Source organism: Chitinophaga sp. 01L420, from assembly GCF_056399985.1.
Genome location: NZ_JBFTSK010000006.1, coordinates 420942 through 438758, shown reverse-complemented (window position 1 = coordinate 438758; position 17817 = coordinate 420942). Strand labels below are relative to the sequence as shown.

At 44.6% G+C, this 17817-nt stretch carries 17 protein-coding genes; 9 read left to right on the top strand and 8 right to left on the bottom strand.

Annotated elements, in window-relative coordinates:
• The 8 genes from AC1DP6_RS09200 to mraZ form a co-directional block, all read right to left on the bottom strand.
• Positions 1-726, bottom strand: a 726-nt coding sequence (locus AC1DP6_RS09200; RefSeq protein ID WP_477054561.1) for an FtsW/RodA/SpoVE family cell cycle protein, incomplete at its 3' end; no start/stop codon positions are given.
• 87 nt (positions 727-813) lie between these two features.
• Positions 814-2154 carry a UDP-N-acetylmuramoyl-L-alanine--D-glutamate ligase gene (gene murD / locus AC1DP6_RS09195; RefSeq protein ID WP_477054560.1) on the bottom strand — a complete coding sequence of 447 codons (1341 nt, stop codon included), beginning with the start codon at positions 2152-2154 and terminating at the stop codon, positions 814-816.
• 29 nt (positions 2155-2183) lie between these two features.
• Positions 2184-3443 carry a phospho-N-acetylmuramoyl-pentapeptide-transferase gene (gene mraY, locus AC1DP6_RS09190; RefSeq protein ID WP_441573621.1) on the bottom strand — a complete coding sequence of 420 codons (1260 nt, stop codon included), beginning with the start codon at positions 3441-3443 and terminating at the stop codon, positions 2184-2186.
• Positions 3444-3530: 87 nt separating this feature from the next.
• On the bottom strand, positions 3531-4997 hold the full coding sequence (locus tag AC1DP6_RS09185; RefSeq protein WP_477054559.1) for a UDP-N-acetylmuramoyl-L-alanyl-D-glutamate--2,6-diaminopimelate ligase: 1467 nt from the start codon (positions 4995-4997) through the stop codon (positions 3531-3533).
• Positions 4998-7106, bottom strand: coding sequence for a penicillin-binding protein (locus tag AC1DP6_RS09180; protein ID WP_477054558.1), 2109 nt, complete (start codon positions 7104-7106; stop codon positions 4998-5000).
• A 252-nt stretch (positions 7107-7358) separates the two neighbouring features.
• Positions 7359-7736 carry an FtsL-like putative cell division protein gene (locus tag AC1DP6_RS09175; RefSeq protein WP_477054557.1) on the bottom strand — a complete coding sequence of 126 codons (378 nt, stop codon included), beginning with the start codon at positions 7734-7736 and terminating at the stop codon, positions 7359-7361.
• A gap of 100 nt (positions 7737-7836) precedes the next feature.
• The gene (gene rsmH / locus AC1DP6_RS09170; RefSeq protein ID WP_477054556.1) at positions 7837-8748 is read right to left on the bottom strand and encodes a 16S rRNA (cytosine(1402)-N(4))-methyltransferase RsmH; all 912 of its coding nucleotides are present in this window, start codon (positions 8746-8748) and stop codon (positions 7837-7839) included.
• A 12-nt stretch (positions 8749-8760) separates the two neighbouring features.
• Positions 8761-9228, bottom strand: coding sequence for a division/cell wall cluster transcriptional repressor MraZ (gene mraZ, locus AC1DP6_RS09165; RefSeq protein ID WP_106527296.1), 468 nt, complete (start codon positions 9226-9228; stop codon positions 8761-8763).
• A gap of 499 nt (positions 9229-9727) precedes the next feature.
• Here mraZ and AC1DP6_RS09160 point away from each other — a divergent pair, with 499 nt between their 5' ends.
• The 9 genes from AC1DP6_RS09160 to AC1DP6_RS09120 all read left to right on the top strand — a co-directional run bounded on the left by AC1DP6_RS09160 (position 9728) and on the right by AC1DP6_RS09120 (position 17726).
• A complete protein-coding gene (locus tag AC1DP6_RS09160) occupies positions 9728-10558 on the top strand; it encodes an outer membrane protein assembly factor BamD (protein ID WP_477023056.1) in 831 nt (276 codons plus the stop codon).
• On the top strand, positions 10527-10868 hold the full coding sequence (locus AC1DP6_RS09155; protein WP_079469388.1) for a DNA-directed RNA polymerase subunit omega: 342 nt from the start codon (positions 10527-10529) through the stop codon (positions 10866-10868). The genes AC1DP6_RS09160 and AC1DP6_RS09155 overlap by 32 nt, the downstream gene beginning before the upstream one ends.
• A 102-nt stretch (positions 10869-10970) precedes the next feature.
• Positions 10971-12197 carry a bifunctional phosphopantothenoylcysteine decarboxylase/phosphopantothenate--cysteine ligase CoaBC gene (coaBC, locus tag AC1DP6_RS09150; protein ID WP_477054555.1) on the top strand — a complete coding sequence of 409 codons (1227 nt, stop codon included), beginning with the start codon at positions 10971-10973 and terminating at the stop codon, positions 12195-12197.
• Positions 12190-13119, top strand: coding sequence for a type IX secretion system protein PorD (gene porD / locus AC1DP6_RS09145; protein WP_477054554.1), 930 nt, complete (start codon positions 12190-12192; stop codon positions 13117-13119). Before coaBC ends, porD begins: the two co-directional genes overlap by 8 nt.
• Before the next feature lie 84 nt (positions 13120-13203).
• Positions 13204-13695, top strand: a complete 492-nt coding sequence (locus AC1DP6_RS09140; protein ID WP_477054553.1) for a DUF4296 domain-containing protein — start codon at positions 13204-13206, stop codon at positions 13693-13695.
• Between the two features lie 18 nt (positions 13696-13713).
• Positions 13714-14406, top strand: a complete 693-nt coding sequence (locus tag AC1DP6_RS09135) for a CoA transferase subunit A (protein ID WP_477023052.1) — start codon at positions 13714-13716, stop codon at positions 14404-14406.
• A 34-nt stretch (positions 14407-14440) separates the two neighbouring features.
• A complete protein-coding gene (locus AC1DP6_RS09130) occupies positions 14441-15097 on the top strand; it encodes a 3-oxoacid CoA-transferase subunit B (RefSeq protein WP_477054552.1) in 657 nt (218 codons plus the stop codon).
• 393 nt (positions 15098-15490) lie between these two features.
• Positions 15491-16330 (top strand): aminotransferase class IV, encoded by an 840-nt coding sequence (locus AC1DP6_RS09125; RefSeq protein WP_477054551.1) that lies wholly within the window; start codon positions 15491-15493, stop codon positions 16328-16330.
• Positions 16331-16418: 88 nt separating this feature from the next.
• Complete coding sequence (locus AC1DP6_RS09120) at positions 16419-17726, top strand: cryptochrome/photolyase family protein (protein ID WP_477054550.1); 1308 nt, start codon at positions 16419-16421, stop codon at positions 17724-17726.
• The last annotated feature ends 91 nt before the right edge of the window (positions 17727-17817 follow it).

Here is a 17817-nt window from a genome sequence, read left to right as displayed (position 1 = left end):
GGCTTGTTGTACCTGGTAAGGCATATCTGTATGATCTCCATGCATGAAGTTGTCGATACGCTTTTCCCAGGTTTTGGTACGCATTTCCATGCTCGTCAGTTTTGCGACCATGAAAAGTAATACCACCAATACCGCGCCTGCCGCCACCATAGAAGCGAGGAACCTTAGCGGCACCCTGCCTATAAAACAGAGCAACATGCAGCTGGCGCCCAATAGCAACGCCGTACTCATATTGGCTGGCATGATCAGTGCGCAGATGATGCCTACTGGTATAATGATAGGCAAAAAGCCTTTTTTGAAATCAGTGATCAGGTTTTGACGCCTGGATAATTGCCTGCTTACATACATGAAGATGGCTAATTTGGCCACATCTGATGTCTGGAAGGTGAGGTTAATGATAGGTAAACTGATCCACCTGCTGGCATCATTCAAATGCCGGCCGAAGGCCAGTGTATATACCAGTAATGGTATGGATACCAGGAAGCCTATCTGCGCCACGCGGGAATAAATAGTATAGTTCACGCGGTGTGCAAAGTAAATGATCACCAGCCCCATTACCAGTACGGTGAGCTGCTTCAGGAGATAATACTCCGTATGGCCGCCCCTTTCGCGGTAAGCGAGTGAGCCAGTAGCGCTATATACAGCGAGCAGGCTTACCAGCGATAGAAAAAATACTATCGTCCAGATAACCTTATCGCCTTTTGTTCTATAGAGCAATCCTATCATTTTAGCTATTAGCTTTTAGCAGTTAGCTTTTAGCTTTCCTGCTTTTTGTTGTTAATTTTTAGTTTGGTCCATTTATTCGGTAGCTTTTTACAATGCTTTCACTTCATCTTTAAACTTCCGGCCTCTGTCTTCATAATTTTTGAAGAGATCGAAACTGGCGCAGGCGGGAGACAGTAAAACTATATCTCCTTTGGTGGCCTGTTTAAAGGCTTCCAGCACCGCATCATGCATGCTGGTAGTGTTGATCATGACCGGTGTATCTTTTGATAACGCAGCAAAGATGGGAGTGTTGTCTACCCCCAGGCAAACTATTGCCTTTACCTTTTCTTTTATCAGATCCCGGATGGCATCGTAGTCGTTGCCTTTATCCACACCGCCCATGATCAGGACAATGGGTTTATCAAAACTTTCCAGTGCAAACCAAACGGAGTTTACATTGGTAGCTTTGCTATCATTAATAAAATCGACTCCTCTTACGCTCGTCACATATTCCATCCGGTGTTCGAGGCTTTCAAACGAAGTAAGACTCTCGCGGATTTTCTCGTTTCTAATATCCATGGTTCTGCCTGCAATTGCTGCTGCCATCGAATTATAAAGATTATGTTTTCCCTTTAGTGACAGGTCATACATGGACATGATAACCGGATCTCCGTTGACATCGATGTTCAACTGGTCGTTGGCAATAAAGCCGCCTTCTTTCAGTGGTTTCATGATGGTAAAAGGTATTGATGCTGAATAAATGGGTTGCTGCGCTAAATGTCGCATGATCTCAGGATCATCCATGCAGTAGATGAAGTAGTCTTCCGCTGTCTGGTTCATGGCGATTCTGAATTTGGAGGCTACGTAATTTTCCATTTTGTAATCGTAGCGATCCAGATGATCAGGCGTAATGTTCAGCAGGATGGCCACATTGGGTTTGAAGTCCTTAATGTCATCCAGCTGGAAGCTGCTGATTTCAATCACATAATACTCCGCTGGTGCGGTTGCCACCTGCCTTGCATAGCTGATACCAATATTTCCCACCATTGCCACATTCAATCCTGCGTTTTTGAAGATGTGGTAGGTGAGGGCCGTAGTGGTGCTTTTGCCGTTGCTGCCGGTGATGGCAATGATCTTTTTACCTGTCGAGAAACGGTAGGCCAGCTCTATTTCAGAAATCACGGGTATGCCTTTTTCGCGTACCTTTTTCATCAACTCCGATTTTTCAGGGATACCAGGGCTTTTTACAATTTCGTTGGCCTCCAGTATAACGTCCCAGGAATGATGTCCTTCTTCAAAAGAGATCTGGTTTACCGCCAGTTCCTGTTTATAATTATCTTTTATTGTTCCTCCATCAGATACAAATACATCATACCCCTGCTGTTTTCCCAGCAAGGCTGCCCCTATACCACTTTCTCCGRCTCCTAATATGATGAGTTTATGTTCCATTTCGTTTAGTCTTCGTTGTTAGTTTAATATTATCTCATTTTCAGTGTTGCAATAGCTACCACCACACACATGATGGTAATAATCCAGAAGCGCACTGATATTTTGCTTTCGTGATAACCTATTTTCTGGTAATGGTGATGCAGTGGTGACATTTTCAGTATGCGTCTGCCTTCGCCATATTTTTTCTTGGTGTATTTGAAATAGGATACCTGCAACATCACAGATAACAGTTCTACCAGGAATACGCCACAGAAAATGGGTATCAGTAATTCTTTTCTTACAATGATGGCCAGGGATGCAATGATACCACCCAGTGCCAGACTTCCGGTATCGCCCATAAACACCTGTGCCGGATAAGCATTATACCAGAGAAATCCTATGCAGGCGCCTACAAAAGCAGCAATGAATATGGACAACTCTCCCAGGTTGGGGATATACATAATGTTCAGATATTCTGCAAACTGAATATTACCAGATACGTAGGCGAAGATACCCAGGCCTACACCTATGATCCCTGAAACCCCTGTTGCCAGGCCGTCCAGCCCATCTGTCAGATTAGCGCCGTTGGATACAGCAGTAATAATGAAGATGACGATCAGTATATAGAGTATGAACGTATATTTTTCTGCTCCGGGAATCCAGGAGATCAGTTTTGAATAATTGAACTCATGATTCTTTACAAAAGGAATAGTGGTGATGGGCGTTTTAACATCCACGAACCTGTGTCCATCGCGGGTTACACGTTCAGGATGGTTGGTGATCTGCCTTTCATAAGGCGCCAGTTTCTTTGCACCCATTACTTCGCGGGAGACTACTACATCGTTGTTGAAGTAAAGCGTACAACCAACAATCAGGCCCAGTCCTACCTGTCCCATGATTTTAAACCTTCCGGCCAGTCCTTCTTTATTCTTTTTAAATACTTTGATATAATCATCCAGGAATCCGATCAAACCTAACCATACAGTAGATAATAAGATCAGCCAGATATATACATTCGCGATTTGTGCAAAGAGTAAAGTAGGTATAACAATCGCTGAAAGGATAATCAGTCCACCCATGGTCGGAGTTCCTTTTTTGGTATTTTCTCCGGAAAGGCCCAGTTCACGAATGGTTTCACCGATTTGTTTACGTTGTAAAAACCTAATAATCCTTTTACCGAACAGCAATGAAATAACCAGCGATAGCAATAATGCCATCGTTACACGGAAAGTGATATACTGAAACATACCACCGCCGATGACGCTGATCTTAAATTCTGTTTTCAGGTAATTTAAAAAATAATATAACATATGTTTTAGTCGTAACCAGTCCTCCGCTGTTCGGGAGACAGGCTTTTAAGTCATTGGATTATTAAGTATCTCGTTTCAGTTTTAATTTTATTTGTCCATCAGCTTCATCATCTCGAGCAGCACTTCTTTATCATCGAAGTGATGTTTCACTCCTTTGATTTCCTGGTATTTTTCATGTCCTTTGCCAGCTACGAGAATGATGTCTTCTCTGTTAGCCAGGGAGAGTGCTGTTTTAATAGCTTCTTTCCTGTCGGCAATGGAAATGACTTTTCTTTTCAGATGAACGGGAACACCGGCTTCCATTTCATGGATAATCGCCACGGGATCTTCCGAGCGGGGATTATCAGATGTCAGGATAACGCGGTCACTGTTTTCAACGGCTACATCTCCCATGATAGGACGTTTGGTGGTGTCTCTGTCGCCACCGCAACCTACCACGGTAATCACCTGTTCGTTGCCTTTTCGCAGATTTTTGATGGTTGCCAGTACATTTTTCAAGGCATCCGGTGTATGTGCGTAATCTACTATAGCAATGATTTGTTCTTTGTCTGAAATGATATAATCAAACCTGCCTTCTGCGCCTTGTGTGTCGCTGAGTGCCTGTAAGACTTTCGCTTTATCGATACCTAACAGTACTGCAGCGCCATAGACTGCCAGGAGGTTGTAGGCATTAAATTCACCGATTAGACGGAAATGTACCTCTGTGTCACCGACCAGCATCACGAGTCCTGTCAGATTATTTTCCAGGATCTTTCCTTTGAAATCAGCCAGGGTACGGAGGCTGTAGGTCGCCTTTTTCGCTTTGGTATTTTGCAGCATCACGGTACCTCTTTTATCATCGAGGTTGGTGATGGCAAATGCGCCAGCCGGGAGATTGTCAAAGAATGATTTTTTCACCCGGATATATTCATCAAAAGTTTTGTGATAGTCCAGGTGATCATGGGTAATATTACTGAAGATGCCTCCCGCGAATTTTAATCCTGCAATACGTTGCTGGTGGATGGCGTGAGAACTTACTTCCATAAACACATACAGGCAACCGTCATCTACCATCTGTGCCAGCAGGGCATTGAGGTTGATGGGATCGGGTGTAGTATGTGTGGCTGGTATAACGGTATCGCCTATCTGATTTTGTACCGTAGATAATAGTCCACAGTGATATCCCAGTTTGGTAAACAATCGGAACAACAGAGTAGCAATGGTGGTTTTCCCATTGGTACCAGTTACCCCTACCAGTTGAATTTTATGAGAGGGGTTATCATAGAAGTTCCCCGCCATGATACCAGTGCTGTTAGTGCTGTTGCTTACCTGTACATAGCATACATTTTCAGATAATTGTTCCGGTAATGTTTCACAGATCACTGCTACAGCTCCCAGCCCGATGGCTTTTTCAATATATATGTGTCCGTCCACATGTACTCCTTTCACCGCAATGAAAGCATCTCCGGCTCCGATGGACCTGGAGTCGGTTGTCAGGGCGTTGATGGTAATATCTGTATTACCATGCACCGCCAGGATGCTTACATTATACAATATGTCGCGCAGCGTCTTCATCTAACTCAGTTCTATTACGATTGTTTGTTCGTTTCCTATTTTAGTTCCGCCGGGGAGTGATTGCACTTTCACTTTTCCGGCGCCTTTTACTACTACCCGCAGGCCTGCATTTTCGAGCAGGTACAGTGCGTCTTTCAATCCCATTCCAGTTACATCCGGTACGGCGCCTTTTGTTTGCGCTACGGCCTGGAAGGCAATTTTACGATCTGTTACCCTGGCACTTACCCAGCTGTTGTTGGCAGGAGCGGTGCCTATTGGCAGTTGCAGGGTACCCAGGATTTGTTTCCATTCGCTGCCTTTTCCATTTTTCAGGGACAGGAGGGTATCCAGTTGTATGGTTGCCTGCATTGGTTTTTGTCTTTCCACTGCAATGGCATACAGTTTATCTGCCACTTCCCTAAACACGGGACCCGCAACGTTTGCACCGTAAAAGCGCAAAGCATGCGGTTTGTTTTTTATGACTACCACACAGGTGTACTGTGGATCATTTGCCGGGAAATAGCCAGCAAATGATGACTGGTAGATTTTGTCTGCATATCCACGGTTGCCATTTGCCACGAGTGCAGTACCTGTCTTCGCAGCGAAGTTGTAATAAGGAGTACGCAATTTCTTAGCGGTACCCTCTATTGGCACACCTTCCAGCATGGCCTGTACCTGTTTAAGCGTGCTTCGGGAACAGATGCTATCTAACACTACAGTAGGCTCAAATTGTTTTACTACCTGGCCATATTCCTGAATGGAATTGACGAGGTAGGGTTTCATCATTTTACCGTTGTTAGCTACTGCGTTGTACAGCATGCAGGTTTGCAACGGGCTGATAAGCACTTCATATCCGAATGCCATCCAGGGCAGGGAAGTATTGCTCCATGTTTTGGAAGCAGTGGTTTTAATCACAGGTCTTCCTTCACCTATCAGGTCGATACCGGTAATTTGGTCGAGCCGTAATTTTTTCAAATGGGCGACAAAATTATTCGGTTGCCGATTATAGAACTGGTAGGCCAGTTTAGCCATTCCCACATTGGAACTGAGTTCGAATGCGTGTTTCACGGTTACATTCTGTGGGCCGGGATGCGGTTCGGAATCGAATACCGTTCTGCGTCCTACCTGCCAGTGTCCACCATCCATGTTTACCATGCTATTCATGGTGGCATATTTATCTTCCAGCACTGAGATAATGGTAGCCAGCTTAAAAGTGGAACCTGGTTCCGCTACCTGCAGTGCATAGTTCATATCTTCCCAGTAGCCGTTGCCATCGGGTTGTTTACCGAGGTTGGCGATGGCTTTTATTTTACCTGTTTTCACTTCCATGAGTATACAGGTACCGTGGTCTGCTTCATTTTGCACCATCATGTTCATGAGGGCTGTTTCCACGATATCCTGCATGTTTACATCGATGGTGGTCACCACATCGCGTCCGTTTTCGGGTTCGATGTCGTAGCCATCAACGGGAACATAGGTACCTCCGGCGATGCGGCGCATCAGTCTTTTACCGGTAACGCCTTTCAGGTATTCGTTGTAGGTTCTTTCGATGCCTACGCTTTGAGAGTTTTCGCGGGCGAGCCCGATGGTTCTGTTGGCCAGCAGTTTAAAGGGGTTGATGCGCTTACTTTTAGATTCAGCGATCATACCGCCTTTGTTTTTGCCGAGGCGAAACATGGGGAAGCTGCGTAATTCCTGGTATTGATTAAAGGGTACGTCTCTTTTTAATAAGAAGTAGCGATCCTTTGATTTATATCCTTCCTGCAGTAATTGTTTGTAGGCGATCTTGCTGCGATCACCGAATACTTCCGACAATTTGTAGGAGAGGGAGTCCAGGTTTTCCTTGAATATTTTTCCATTTTTGTCGCGGAGACCATCGGCGGCAAAATCTATGCGGATGTCGAAATAAGGAATAGAGGTAGACAGCATTCTGCCTTCCTCGGAGTAGATGGTGCCTCTTTCTGCATCCAGGGCAACGTATCCGGTATGGAGACTATCGGCCATGCTGCGCCAGTAGTTTCCTTGTACGTTCTGGATATAGAATACTTTCACCAGAATGGCCACGCCAAACAGCATCATGCCGATCAGGCACAAATACACTCTCCACAATATGTCCTTTTTTACATCCACTTATTCATTTTATTAGCTTTTAGCCATTAGCAGTTAGCTTTTAGACTAGTGTTGTTTTACCTTTAGCTATCAGCTTTTAGCATTAATGCCCTCAACCATGGGTGGCGAAGGGCTAACAGCTAATAGCTTATAATAATAAGATACCTGACACTGGCTGCATTTGTATTTGAGATGCTTGCCATTGATTTGATTTACCAGCATCCCCGACCTGAGTTCAAGTCAGGCGGGCAGCGTCAGGCATCAGTGATAAATTCATTTTTCTGTATCCTTTTTCAGCACAATCTTTTGTGGAGGAGAGCTGAGTTGTTTAAGTCCCAGCGGCTCTACAGATTTACTGACTTCACTCATTTTGCTTCGAAACATGAGCTCACTTTTCACGTTGATGTACTCCCACTTCAGCTCTTTTATTTCTTTGCCAAGTTTGTTTATACGTCGGATTTTTTTTTCGGCGAGGTGACTGTTAGCAATATAGATCAGGGCCAGGAAAGCCAGAAAGCCGATAAAGGGCATGTTTTGTACCAACGCTCTGTAGTTGATGCGCAAACGCCATTCTTTTCGTTGTTCCGGGAGAATATTATTTTCTTCAGCCGGAATATCCTGGTTTGTTTCTATAGTTTCTTCCTGCAACACGCTCTATGCCTTTTTTAAAAATTGACAATATAAACCTGAACGCAAATCAAACAGATGTGTATAGGATAGGGTAGGATGTGGTGAGCGGTTTAAAGCCGCGTCACGCTTGTTTTTCGGCCACCCGCAGTTTTGCACTTCTGGATCTTCCATTAAGCTTCAATTCTGCATCACTGGCGGTAACCGGTTTTTTTGTGATTAATCTGAACAATTTAGGGGGTATTTCTTTCGCAAACGGATCTTCGGGTGCTTCTTCAAAACTTCCTGTCTTCATAAAATTTTTCACCATCCTGTCTTCCAGCGAGTGGAAAGTAATGACGGCGAGTCTGCCTCCCGGTTTGAGTACGTTGGTAGCTTGCTCCAGTAAATCTTTCAGAGCGCCCAGTTCATCGTTAACGGCTATACGCAATGCCTGGAAAACCTGCGCCAGGTATTTTTGCGGGTTGCCTTTTACGATGGGCTGGATCACGGATTTGAAGTCAGTGATGGTGCGCATGGGGTGTGTTTTGCGCTGCTTTACAATTGTTTGTGCGAGGGTTTTGGCGTTGGTTACTTCTCCGTATTCCTGGAAAATCAGTTGTAACCGTGCTTCGCCCCAAGTGGCCAGCAATTGTGCCGCAGTAAATTCGGTTCTCGTGTCCATTCGCATGTCCAGATCGCCATCGAAGCGAATGCTGAATCCTCTTTCTGCTGTATCAAACTGGTGCGATGAAACGCCCAGATCTGCCAGTACCCCGTCTACCTGTTCTGCTTTATGTAATTTCAGAAAGCGTTGCAGATGACGGAAATTTTGTTGTACAAAGGTGACGCGTTCGTCTATGATCCTGTTTCGGTAAGCATCTTCATCCTGATCAAATACTATCAGCCGTCCTTTTTCACCCAGTTCCCCCAGTATGGCTTTTGAATGTCCTCCGCCTCCAAACGTGGCGTCTACATAAATCCCTTCCGGGTTTATTTGTAACAGCTCCGTTGTTTCCTGCAGCAGAACGGGTAAATGATATTGTTGTTCGCCCATATGCTCCCCTCTTTAAATTGAAATGTTGTTATCTCCTCCTCCCATTACCTGTTGTGCCAGATCACTGAACGCTCCTGGTGAGAAATTTTCAAAGAACTCCTGGTATTTACCTTTATCCCAGATCTCGATTTTATTGGATGCTGCTGCCAGCACAATATCTTTTTCCAGATTAGCGTAGGACAGCAGGTTTTTTGGTACCAGCAGTCTTCCTGCACTGTCTAACTCCAGAATGGTGGCTCCGTTTAGAAAGTACCGCCTGAATTCCCTTACTTTTGGATCAAAGTCATTCAACTTGCTGATACGTTCAAAAATTGGCTGCCATTCGTTCATGGGATACAGGGACAAGCATTTTTCAAACCCTCGGTTAATCACAAACTGTCCTCCGGCCCCGTCTGATAACTGCTTTTTAAATCCAGCAGGTAAAAGAAAGCGTCCTTTTGCGTCCAGCGTCGATTCATATTCACCGAGAAATCCTGTCATACCATGGGGCAAAGTCCTTGAAAATCCATTTTCTAACACAAAATAACACTTTTTCCCACTTTTTAACGAAAAAATACTTTATAAATTTTTTCCACAGATGGGATCGCCTGCATAGGAGGCCCTTTGCTACCATTTATTCACCGATTGTGTGCATTGTAAAAGAATGTATGTGGATAATGTGTTGATAATAGCGTATCGAATGTTCATATCCGGTAAATCGCCTATCCTGCCTGTCCTTCCTGAAAGTGATGTCGGGTGGGAAAATAGGGTGTTTTAATATTTATGCGTATGCTTTTTTTCTAATTTGAGACTTTTTTCGCTCGTTTTTTATGTCAAAAAGGCAATTTTCCACACCCGGGTGGGAAAATTGTCAGCAACTCCGGTGGCGGTGGAAAACACYGCTTTCGACGATTTAATTCCCTCTTTTGCAAAATTTTAACAGCAATCAAAATCTCTCTGCCTTACATTTACATTTAATTCTTAATTTTGCCACTCTTTTATGCGGAAATTTTTATTGTACATCAGTGTTCTTGCGGTTATCGTATCTACCTCCTGTAATAACCAATTACGGAGAATAGAGAAAAGCAACAACTTTGAAAAGAAGTTGGACTACGCCAACCAGTTGTTCCAGAAGAAAAAATACAATACGGCGATAACGCTCTACACTGACCTCGTACAGGTGTATAAGGGTACTGAGAAGTTTGAGCCTATGTATTATAATTTCGCATACTGCTCTTATTACGTGAAGGACTACGTTCAGGCGGCATTCCAGTTTAAGAATTACCTGGATCTGTTCCCTAACAGCCCCAGAGCAGTGGAAATTGACTACATGCAGGCTTATTGCTACTACAAGCAGTCGCCTAAAGTGTCACTGGATCAGACCAATACCATGAAGGCCATTGCTGCCATGCAAACCTTCATCAATAACTATCCAACCGCTGATAAAGTGTCGGAAGCCAACCTGGTAATAGAGTTGTGCCGCCGCAAGCTGGAAAAGAAAGAATTCTCCAGCGCCGAATTATACTATAACCTGGGCTTTTTCAAAGCAGCCGGTATTGCCTTCAAAAACCTGATGCGCAACTATCCGGACTCTGATAAAAGCGATGGATACAAAGTAATGGCCATCAGAGCTTATTATAATTATGCTAAAAACAGTATTCCGGAGAGACAAAAGGAGCGCTACGCCACCGTTTTGGACGAATACCTGGACTTCGCGGATCACTACCCGAACAGCAAATTGAAGCTCGATGCCGAAAAATTTTATACCTTAGCGCAAAACAACATTAAAACACTGGATAATGAGCAAATTAAAGCGAAGTCTAACCAGTAGCCTTAATCCCTGGGTAGAAACCAAAAATACTACCGACATTAAGAACAGAACTGGTAATTTATATGAGTCTATTGCCGTGATAGCCAAACGCGCCAATCAGATCAATATTTCCGTGAAAGAGGAGCTCCATTCCAAACTGGAAGAGTTTGCCAGTCATACTGACAACCTCGAGGAAGTACACGAAAACAAGGAGCAGATTGAGATTTCCCGTTTTTACGAAAGACTGGCAAATCCGGCTATCCAGGCTACCCAGGAATTCCTGGACAGCAAAATTTATTTCCGCAAGAACGACGACGATTTGTTTAGCTAATCCGCCACACATTATTTTGTGAGGTTCGCGATTGCGAAAAATAAAAATATTAATTTCATGGCGGCAGAATGATTTCTGCCGCTTTTGTTTTTATATATGTCCATGGACGCTATTAAGATGCTACAAGGAAAGAAGATCCTGCTGGGGGTTTCCGGCAGCATTGCTGCCTATAAGGCGGCAACCCTGATCCGCCTGCTGGTAAAGGAAGGCGCTGAGGTAAAGGTGATTATGACACCTGCGGCCGCCGATTTCATTACCCCCCTCACCCTCGCCACCCTCTCCAAAAACGAGGTGCCGATGAATATCAGCGATCATAGCAGCTGGAATAACCACGTCGCGCTGGGGCGCTGGGCCGATGTGATGGTTATAGCCCCCGCTTCAGCCAATACCATCGCCAAAATGGCCATGGGCCTTTGCGATAACCTGCTGCTGGCAGTATACCTTTCTGCTACCTGCCCGGTTATATTTGCCCCCGCCATGGATGAAGATATGTGGCATCACCCGGCTACCCGCAGCAATGTGGATAAACTCATCTCCTACGGTCATCAGCAAATACCCATCGCCTCCGGCGAACTGGCCAGTGGCCTGTTCGGTGAAGGCCGGATGGCGGAACCCGAGCAGATAGTCGCCTGGCTACAACAACATCTGCCGAAGGCAAACAACAACAGCAACAAGCCCTTAAGTGGTAAAACGGCTATTGTAACAGCCGGGCCTACCATCGAACATATTGACCCGGTGCGCTATATCAGCAACCATTCCAGCGGTAAAATGGGAATCGCCATTGCTGAAGCCCTCGCAGATGCCGGCGCCAACGTACAGCTGGTACTGGGACCTACCTCCCACCAAACAGCCCATACCGGTGTAACTACCATCCGCGTGCAAACCGCCCAGGAAATGTTTGACCAGGTAACGGTTCGCTATCCCAATGCTGCGATTGTAGTGGCCGCCGCCGCAGTGGCAGACTACCGCCCTGCAAACGTGGCGGATAAGAAGATTAAGAAAGGGGAAGCCCAATTACATATAGATCTCGAAAAAACACCCGACATACTCCGCTCACTGGGCGACCAGAAAGGACCACAGCAATTGCTGATCGGCTTCTCACTGGAGACAAACAATGAAAAGGAATATGCCCTCAAAAAACTGCGGGAAAAGCACCTGGACATGATTGTAATGAACTCACTCGCAGACGCAGGTGCCGGGTTTAACTATGATACCAACAAAGTAACGCTGTTTGATAAAAACGGGAAAGAAACCAGTTTCCCGCTAAAATCAAAACAAGCCGTGGCACAGGATATTGTTTCCGCTATAATCGAATTGCAACATGCATAACCGTTTCCCGTTCCTCCTGCTGATGGCAGGCGCATTTGTATTATTCTGCTGCCGCCCCGTTCAGGCCCAGGAAATCAGAGCCAACGTATCTGTAGTGGCCGGCCAGGTACAGGGGGTAGATAAGAAAATATTTACTACCCTGCAAAATTCCATCCGGGAATTCCTCAATAACCGCCACTGGGCCAACGATGCCTTTACACCGGCGGAACGGATAGAATGTAATTTTTTGCTCAATGTAACTGGTACCTCCGGGGCCGATAGTTATAAGGCCACACTGACCATACAAGCCACCAGACCGGTTTTTAACAGCAGTTATGTTACCAGTCTGCTGAATATCCAGGATAATAACGTGGTATTCCGCTATGTTGAATTTCAGCAGCTGGAATACAGCGATACCCGCATAGTGGGGAATGATCCGCTGTCATCCAATCTCACGGCCATTCTTGCTTATTATGTAAATGTGATCCTGGGACTGGATTATGATTCTTTTTCACCACGCGGCGGCGATGTGTACTTCAAAAAAGCACTCAACATTGTCAATAATGCCCCGGATGGAAAGGATATCTCCGGCTGGAAAGCCTTTGAAGGGAACCGTAACCGCTACTGGCTGCAGGATAATCTCCTGAACGCGAAATTCCTGCAGTTTCATGATGTGATGTACCAGTATCACCGGCAGGGACTGGATGTGATGTACGATGATGTGAACAAAGGCCGCGCTACCATCCTGAATTGCCTGAATATGCTGTTTTCCATTCACCAGGACATTCCCAACTCCATGTTGATGCAAACATTTTTCAGCGCCAAGGGGGATGAACTGCAGAAGCTATTCTCCAAAGCAATGCCGCAGGAGCGAAGCCGTGCTGCTGAACTACTGTCCCAGATGGACGTACCTAATGCACAGAAATATCAACAGATGAAGTGAACCAGCAGTTAGCTTTTAGCTAATAGCCATTAGGGAAAGCCCTTCGCTAAACTAAAAGCTGATCGCTAAAAGCTAATAGCTATAATGAATAACGTAATGATGAAATCCACCACCCTGGCTTTGTTAGTATTGTTTTTATTCGCCTGTGGTGATGGTGATAATGTACCATCTAAATACCTGTCCAGGGAGAAAATGACCAGTATCCTGGAAGATATGTCTATTGCCGATGCTTACAGTAATGAGCAACAATTGTCGCTCACCTATTCTCCGAATTATGATTCCGTAAGACAGGAAAAAGTAAAGATCTATTACAAACAGATACTGGATATCCATAAAGTGACCGTAAAGGAATTTATGGAGAGTTATAAATATTATGAAAGTCATCCCAGCAGGTTAAAAGAAGTGATGCAAATGGTGCAGACAGATATCGCTGCCAAGAAGCAGCGGCTGGGTAACCCGATTGAAGAAAACGCGCCCCTGCGCTTTCGTGTAAAGAGTCTTTTCCCGTATGCAGACAGCGTGCTGTTATTGCCGAAGGCCGATACCATCCGGCCGTTTGTTAAGCGGCAGCCTTAATCTATAAAACACCAAAACATGAACAAAGTAGTAGCTAATGCCGACGAAGCCTTACAAGATATCCGGGATGGAGCGGTGCTGATGCTGGGAGGGTTTGGTTTGTGTGGGATTCCGGAAAATTGTATTACCGCCCTGGTAAAAAAAGGGGTGAAAGATCTTACCTGTATTTCCAATAATGCCGGGGTAGATGATTTTGGTCTGGGACTGTTGTTAAAAACAAGGCAGATCAGGAAAATGATGTCTTCCTATGTAGGTGAAAATGCAGAATTTGAAAGACAGTTACTGGCGGGAGAACTGGAAGTAGACCTGATTCCACAAGGTACACTGGCCACCCGTATCCAGATGGCAGGAATGGGTATTCCTGCTTTTTTTACGCCTGCCGGTTACGGTACAGAAATCGCTGAAGGCAAAGAAGTCCGTGAATTCAATGGAAAGCCTCACCTGATGGAACTGGCACTACACGCGGATTATGCCATTGTAAAGGCGTGGAAGGGCGATACCATGGGTAACCTGGTATTCCGCAAAACCACGCGGAATTTCAGCACTTCTATGGCAAGAGCAGGGAATATTACCATTGTAGAAGTAGAACACCTGGTACAACCGGGAGAGCTGGACCCTGACCAGATTCACGTGCCGGGCATTTATGTGCACCGCATTTTCCAGGGTAGTAATTATGAAAAACGGATTGAACGCAAGACTGTAAAGATCTAGTTCATCAAATTCTCCACTCTTCAAATCTGATTTTATGTCGCTCGACAAATATGGCATTGCCAAAAGAATAGCGCAGGAGCTGCAGGATGGTATGTATGTGAACCTGGGTATTGGTATTCCTACATTGGTATCCAACTATATTCCTGCCAATGTTTCCATTATGCTCCAGTCTGAAAACGGGATACTGGGTATGGGTCCTTATCCGGCAGCAGAAGATATTGATGCTGATATGATCAATGCTGGTAAAGAAACCGTCACCTTGCTGGCTGGTGGTAGCTTTTTCGATTCTGCGGAGAGCTTTGGTATGATCCGCGCCGGTAAAGTAGACCTCACTGTGCTGGGAGCTATGGAAGTTTCTGATAAAGGCGATATCGCCAACTGGAAGATTCCAGGTAAAATGGTGAAAGGAATGGGAGGCGCGATGGATCTCGTAGCTTCTGCCCGGAATATCATTGTGGCTATGATGCATACCAATCCCAAAGGAGAAAGTAAACTGCTGCCGCAATGTACACTCCCGCTTACAGGTGTTAATTGTGTGAAGAAGATAGTAACGGAGCTGGCAGTGCTGGATGTTACTCCAGAAGGATTTAAGTTGCTGGAACGTGCACCAGGTGTAAGTGTAGAAGAAATCCGTTCCAAAACTGCCGGTAAGTTGATTGTAGAAGGTGACATTCCGGAGATGGATATCTAACCGGATAATTTACGTATATACGTTCCCGTGCCCTGCTTTCTTTACCGGAACGCAGGGCATTCGTATTTTATAAGATATTCGTTTTTACTATATGATTAATTTTAATATTTATAAGTTTACATTGTTAATCTCATTTGTTTATTCCGAACCTATAATAATCACTATAAAAAGGATTTGATTTGTCATGCTGCATCACCTATTCGTATGCCGGAGAATTAGCAGGCGTACAATGACTTGTCTAAGCTGAATGCTGGTGCCAGCTTCCACCGGATTGGTTTAAAATCAGATATTTTGTTTCAGCAATACATACTTACCTGAAACAAAATCCGGAAATCCCAAACTTCTGAAATCGCCAAATAATTGGTACCTTTCAACTTGCTAAAATAGTTCGAGGTGCAAGTTGGATTTCTTTGTTACAATGGTAAATACATTCCTGCGGCTGACCCGATTTTTACTGCCGACAATCGTTCTTTCAGATACGGGGATGGATTTTTTGAAACCCTGAAAGTATACCAGGGGAATGTATTACTGGCAGACCTGCACTTTGAGCGGTTGCTCGCCAGTTTACATCTGCTGCACTTTGATATTCCCACTCATTTTACCAAAGCATATTTTGTAAAGCAGATCATTGATCTCTGCAACAAAAATAATGTGTCACATATGGCCCGGGTACGACTGGCTATATTTCGTTCTGATGGTGGTTTGTATGACCCTATCAATAACCTGCCCAATTACATTATTCAATCCTGGGAATTAAGTAAAACTGTACTCGAATTAAATCAGAATGGCCTGGTAACGGATATATTTCCGGATGTGAAAAAGAGTTGTGATAAGTTATCAGCTGTTAAATCCAATAACTGCCTGCCTTATGTAATGGCGGCCATGTATGCCAAGCAACACCGGTTGAATGAAGCCATTCTGCTGAATCAATATGGCCGCGTGGCTGATAGCACCATCGCTAATTTGTTCATCGTACGGGATAAAATAATTTATACACCGCCGCTGACGGAAGGAGGCGTTTGTGGCGTGATGCGGAAGTACCTTCTGAAAGCAGAACTTCCTTTTAAGGTGGAGGAAAGACCCCTCGATATTGACGACCTCGAGAATGCGGATGAAATATTTTTAACGAATGCCATCTATGGTATCCGTTGGGTAGGCCTTTTCCGCGACAGCAGTTATGGCAATGCCACTGCTGCTATTTTACATGAAGTGTTGCATGAGGGAATGCTGTAAAAGCAGTTAGCAGTTAGCCATTAGCTTTTAGCGAAATGCAGCGGAGTGCGTCATACGGTTATCTCCGCAAAAAAAATATCCGATAAAGATGGAACAAAAAGTTAGTCTCTGCTGGTTTCGCCGTGATCTGCGGCTGGAAGACCAGGCCGCTTTTTATTATGCTTTACACGCAGGAATACCGGTAGTACCGGTATTTGTTTTTGATACCAATATTCTGAATGATCTGGAAGATAAACAGGATCGCCGTCTTACTTTTATTCATGCGGTACTGGAAGAAATGCAGGAACAGCTGCTGCAGGAAGGCAGTTCACTGGATGTTTTTTATGGTACCCCCGAAGCAGCATTTACGCATTGGACTTCGAAATATTCCGTAGCTGCAGTATATGCCAATCATGACTATGAACCCTATGCCAGAAGCCGGGATGCCGCTATAGAAAAGCAACTCAGCGAGAAAGGTGTTTCATTTCATACTTATAAGGATCAGGTAATATTGGAAAAAAATGAAGTGATGAAAGATAACGGTGAACCATATACGATTTTTACACCTTACAGTAAAAAGTGGTATGATAAGCTGACATTTTTTTATCTCAAACCTTATCCCTGTAAAAAATATATTGCACATCTTCATCAACAGCTACCTGTGAAAATTCCTTCATTGAAAGAGATGGGATTTGTAGCAGGGGAGCAACTATTTCCGTCAGCGGCGCTACCAGAAGCATTGATCAAACATTATGATACCACCCGTGATTTTCCTGCGATAAACGGCACTTCCCGGCTGGGTATTCATTTGCGTTTTGGTACCATCAGCATTCGGGCATTGATGCAGCATGCCATGCAGCTCAATACTACTTTTGCCAAAGAATTGATATGGCGCGAATTTTACCAGATGATCCTCTGGCATTTTCCACATGTGGTAGGAAATTCTTTTAAGAGAGAATACGATAAAATAACCTGGCGTAATAATACAGTCGAATTTGAGCGCTGGTGTAAAGGTGAAACAGGCTATCCAATTGTAGATGCAGGCATGCGGGAACTGAATACCACTGGTTACCTGCATAACCGGGTGCGCATGATTACTGCCAGTTTTTTAACCAAACACCTATTGATTGACTGGCGTTGGGGAGAAGCATATTTTGCTGCGAAATTACTGGATTATGACCTGGCGGCAAATAATGGTGGCTGGCAATGGGCGGCAGGTTCGGGCTGTGACGCTGCTCCTTATTTCCGCGTGTTTAATCCAACATTGCAAACACAGAAATTTGATAAAGACTTGCAGTATATCCGTAAATGGGTACCTGAGTTTGAAGGGTTTGATTATGTAAAACCTGTTGTGTCGCATGAAGAAGCGCGAAAGCGTGCGCTGGAAGTATATGGGAAGGCGTTGAAGAAAGCATAAAGCAAAAAGCCATCTGAGCGAATGAATAACGGGTTATCCGCTAAAATCAACCGCTTCGATGGCTTTATGCTTTCGGCTTTCCGCTTTCTGC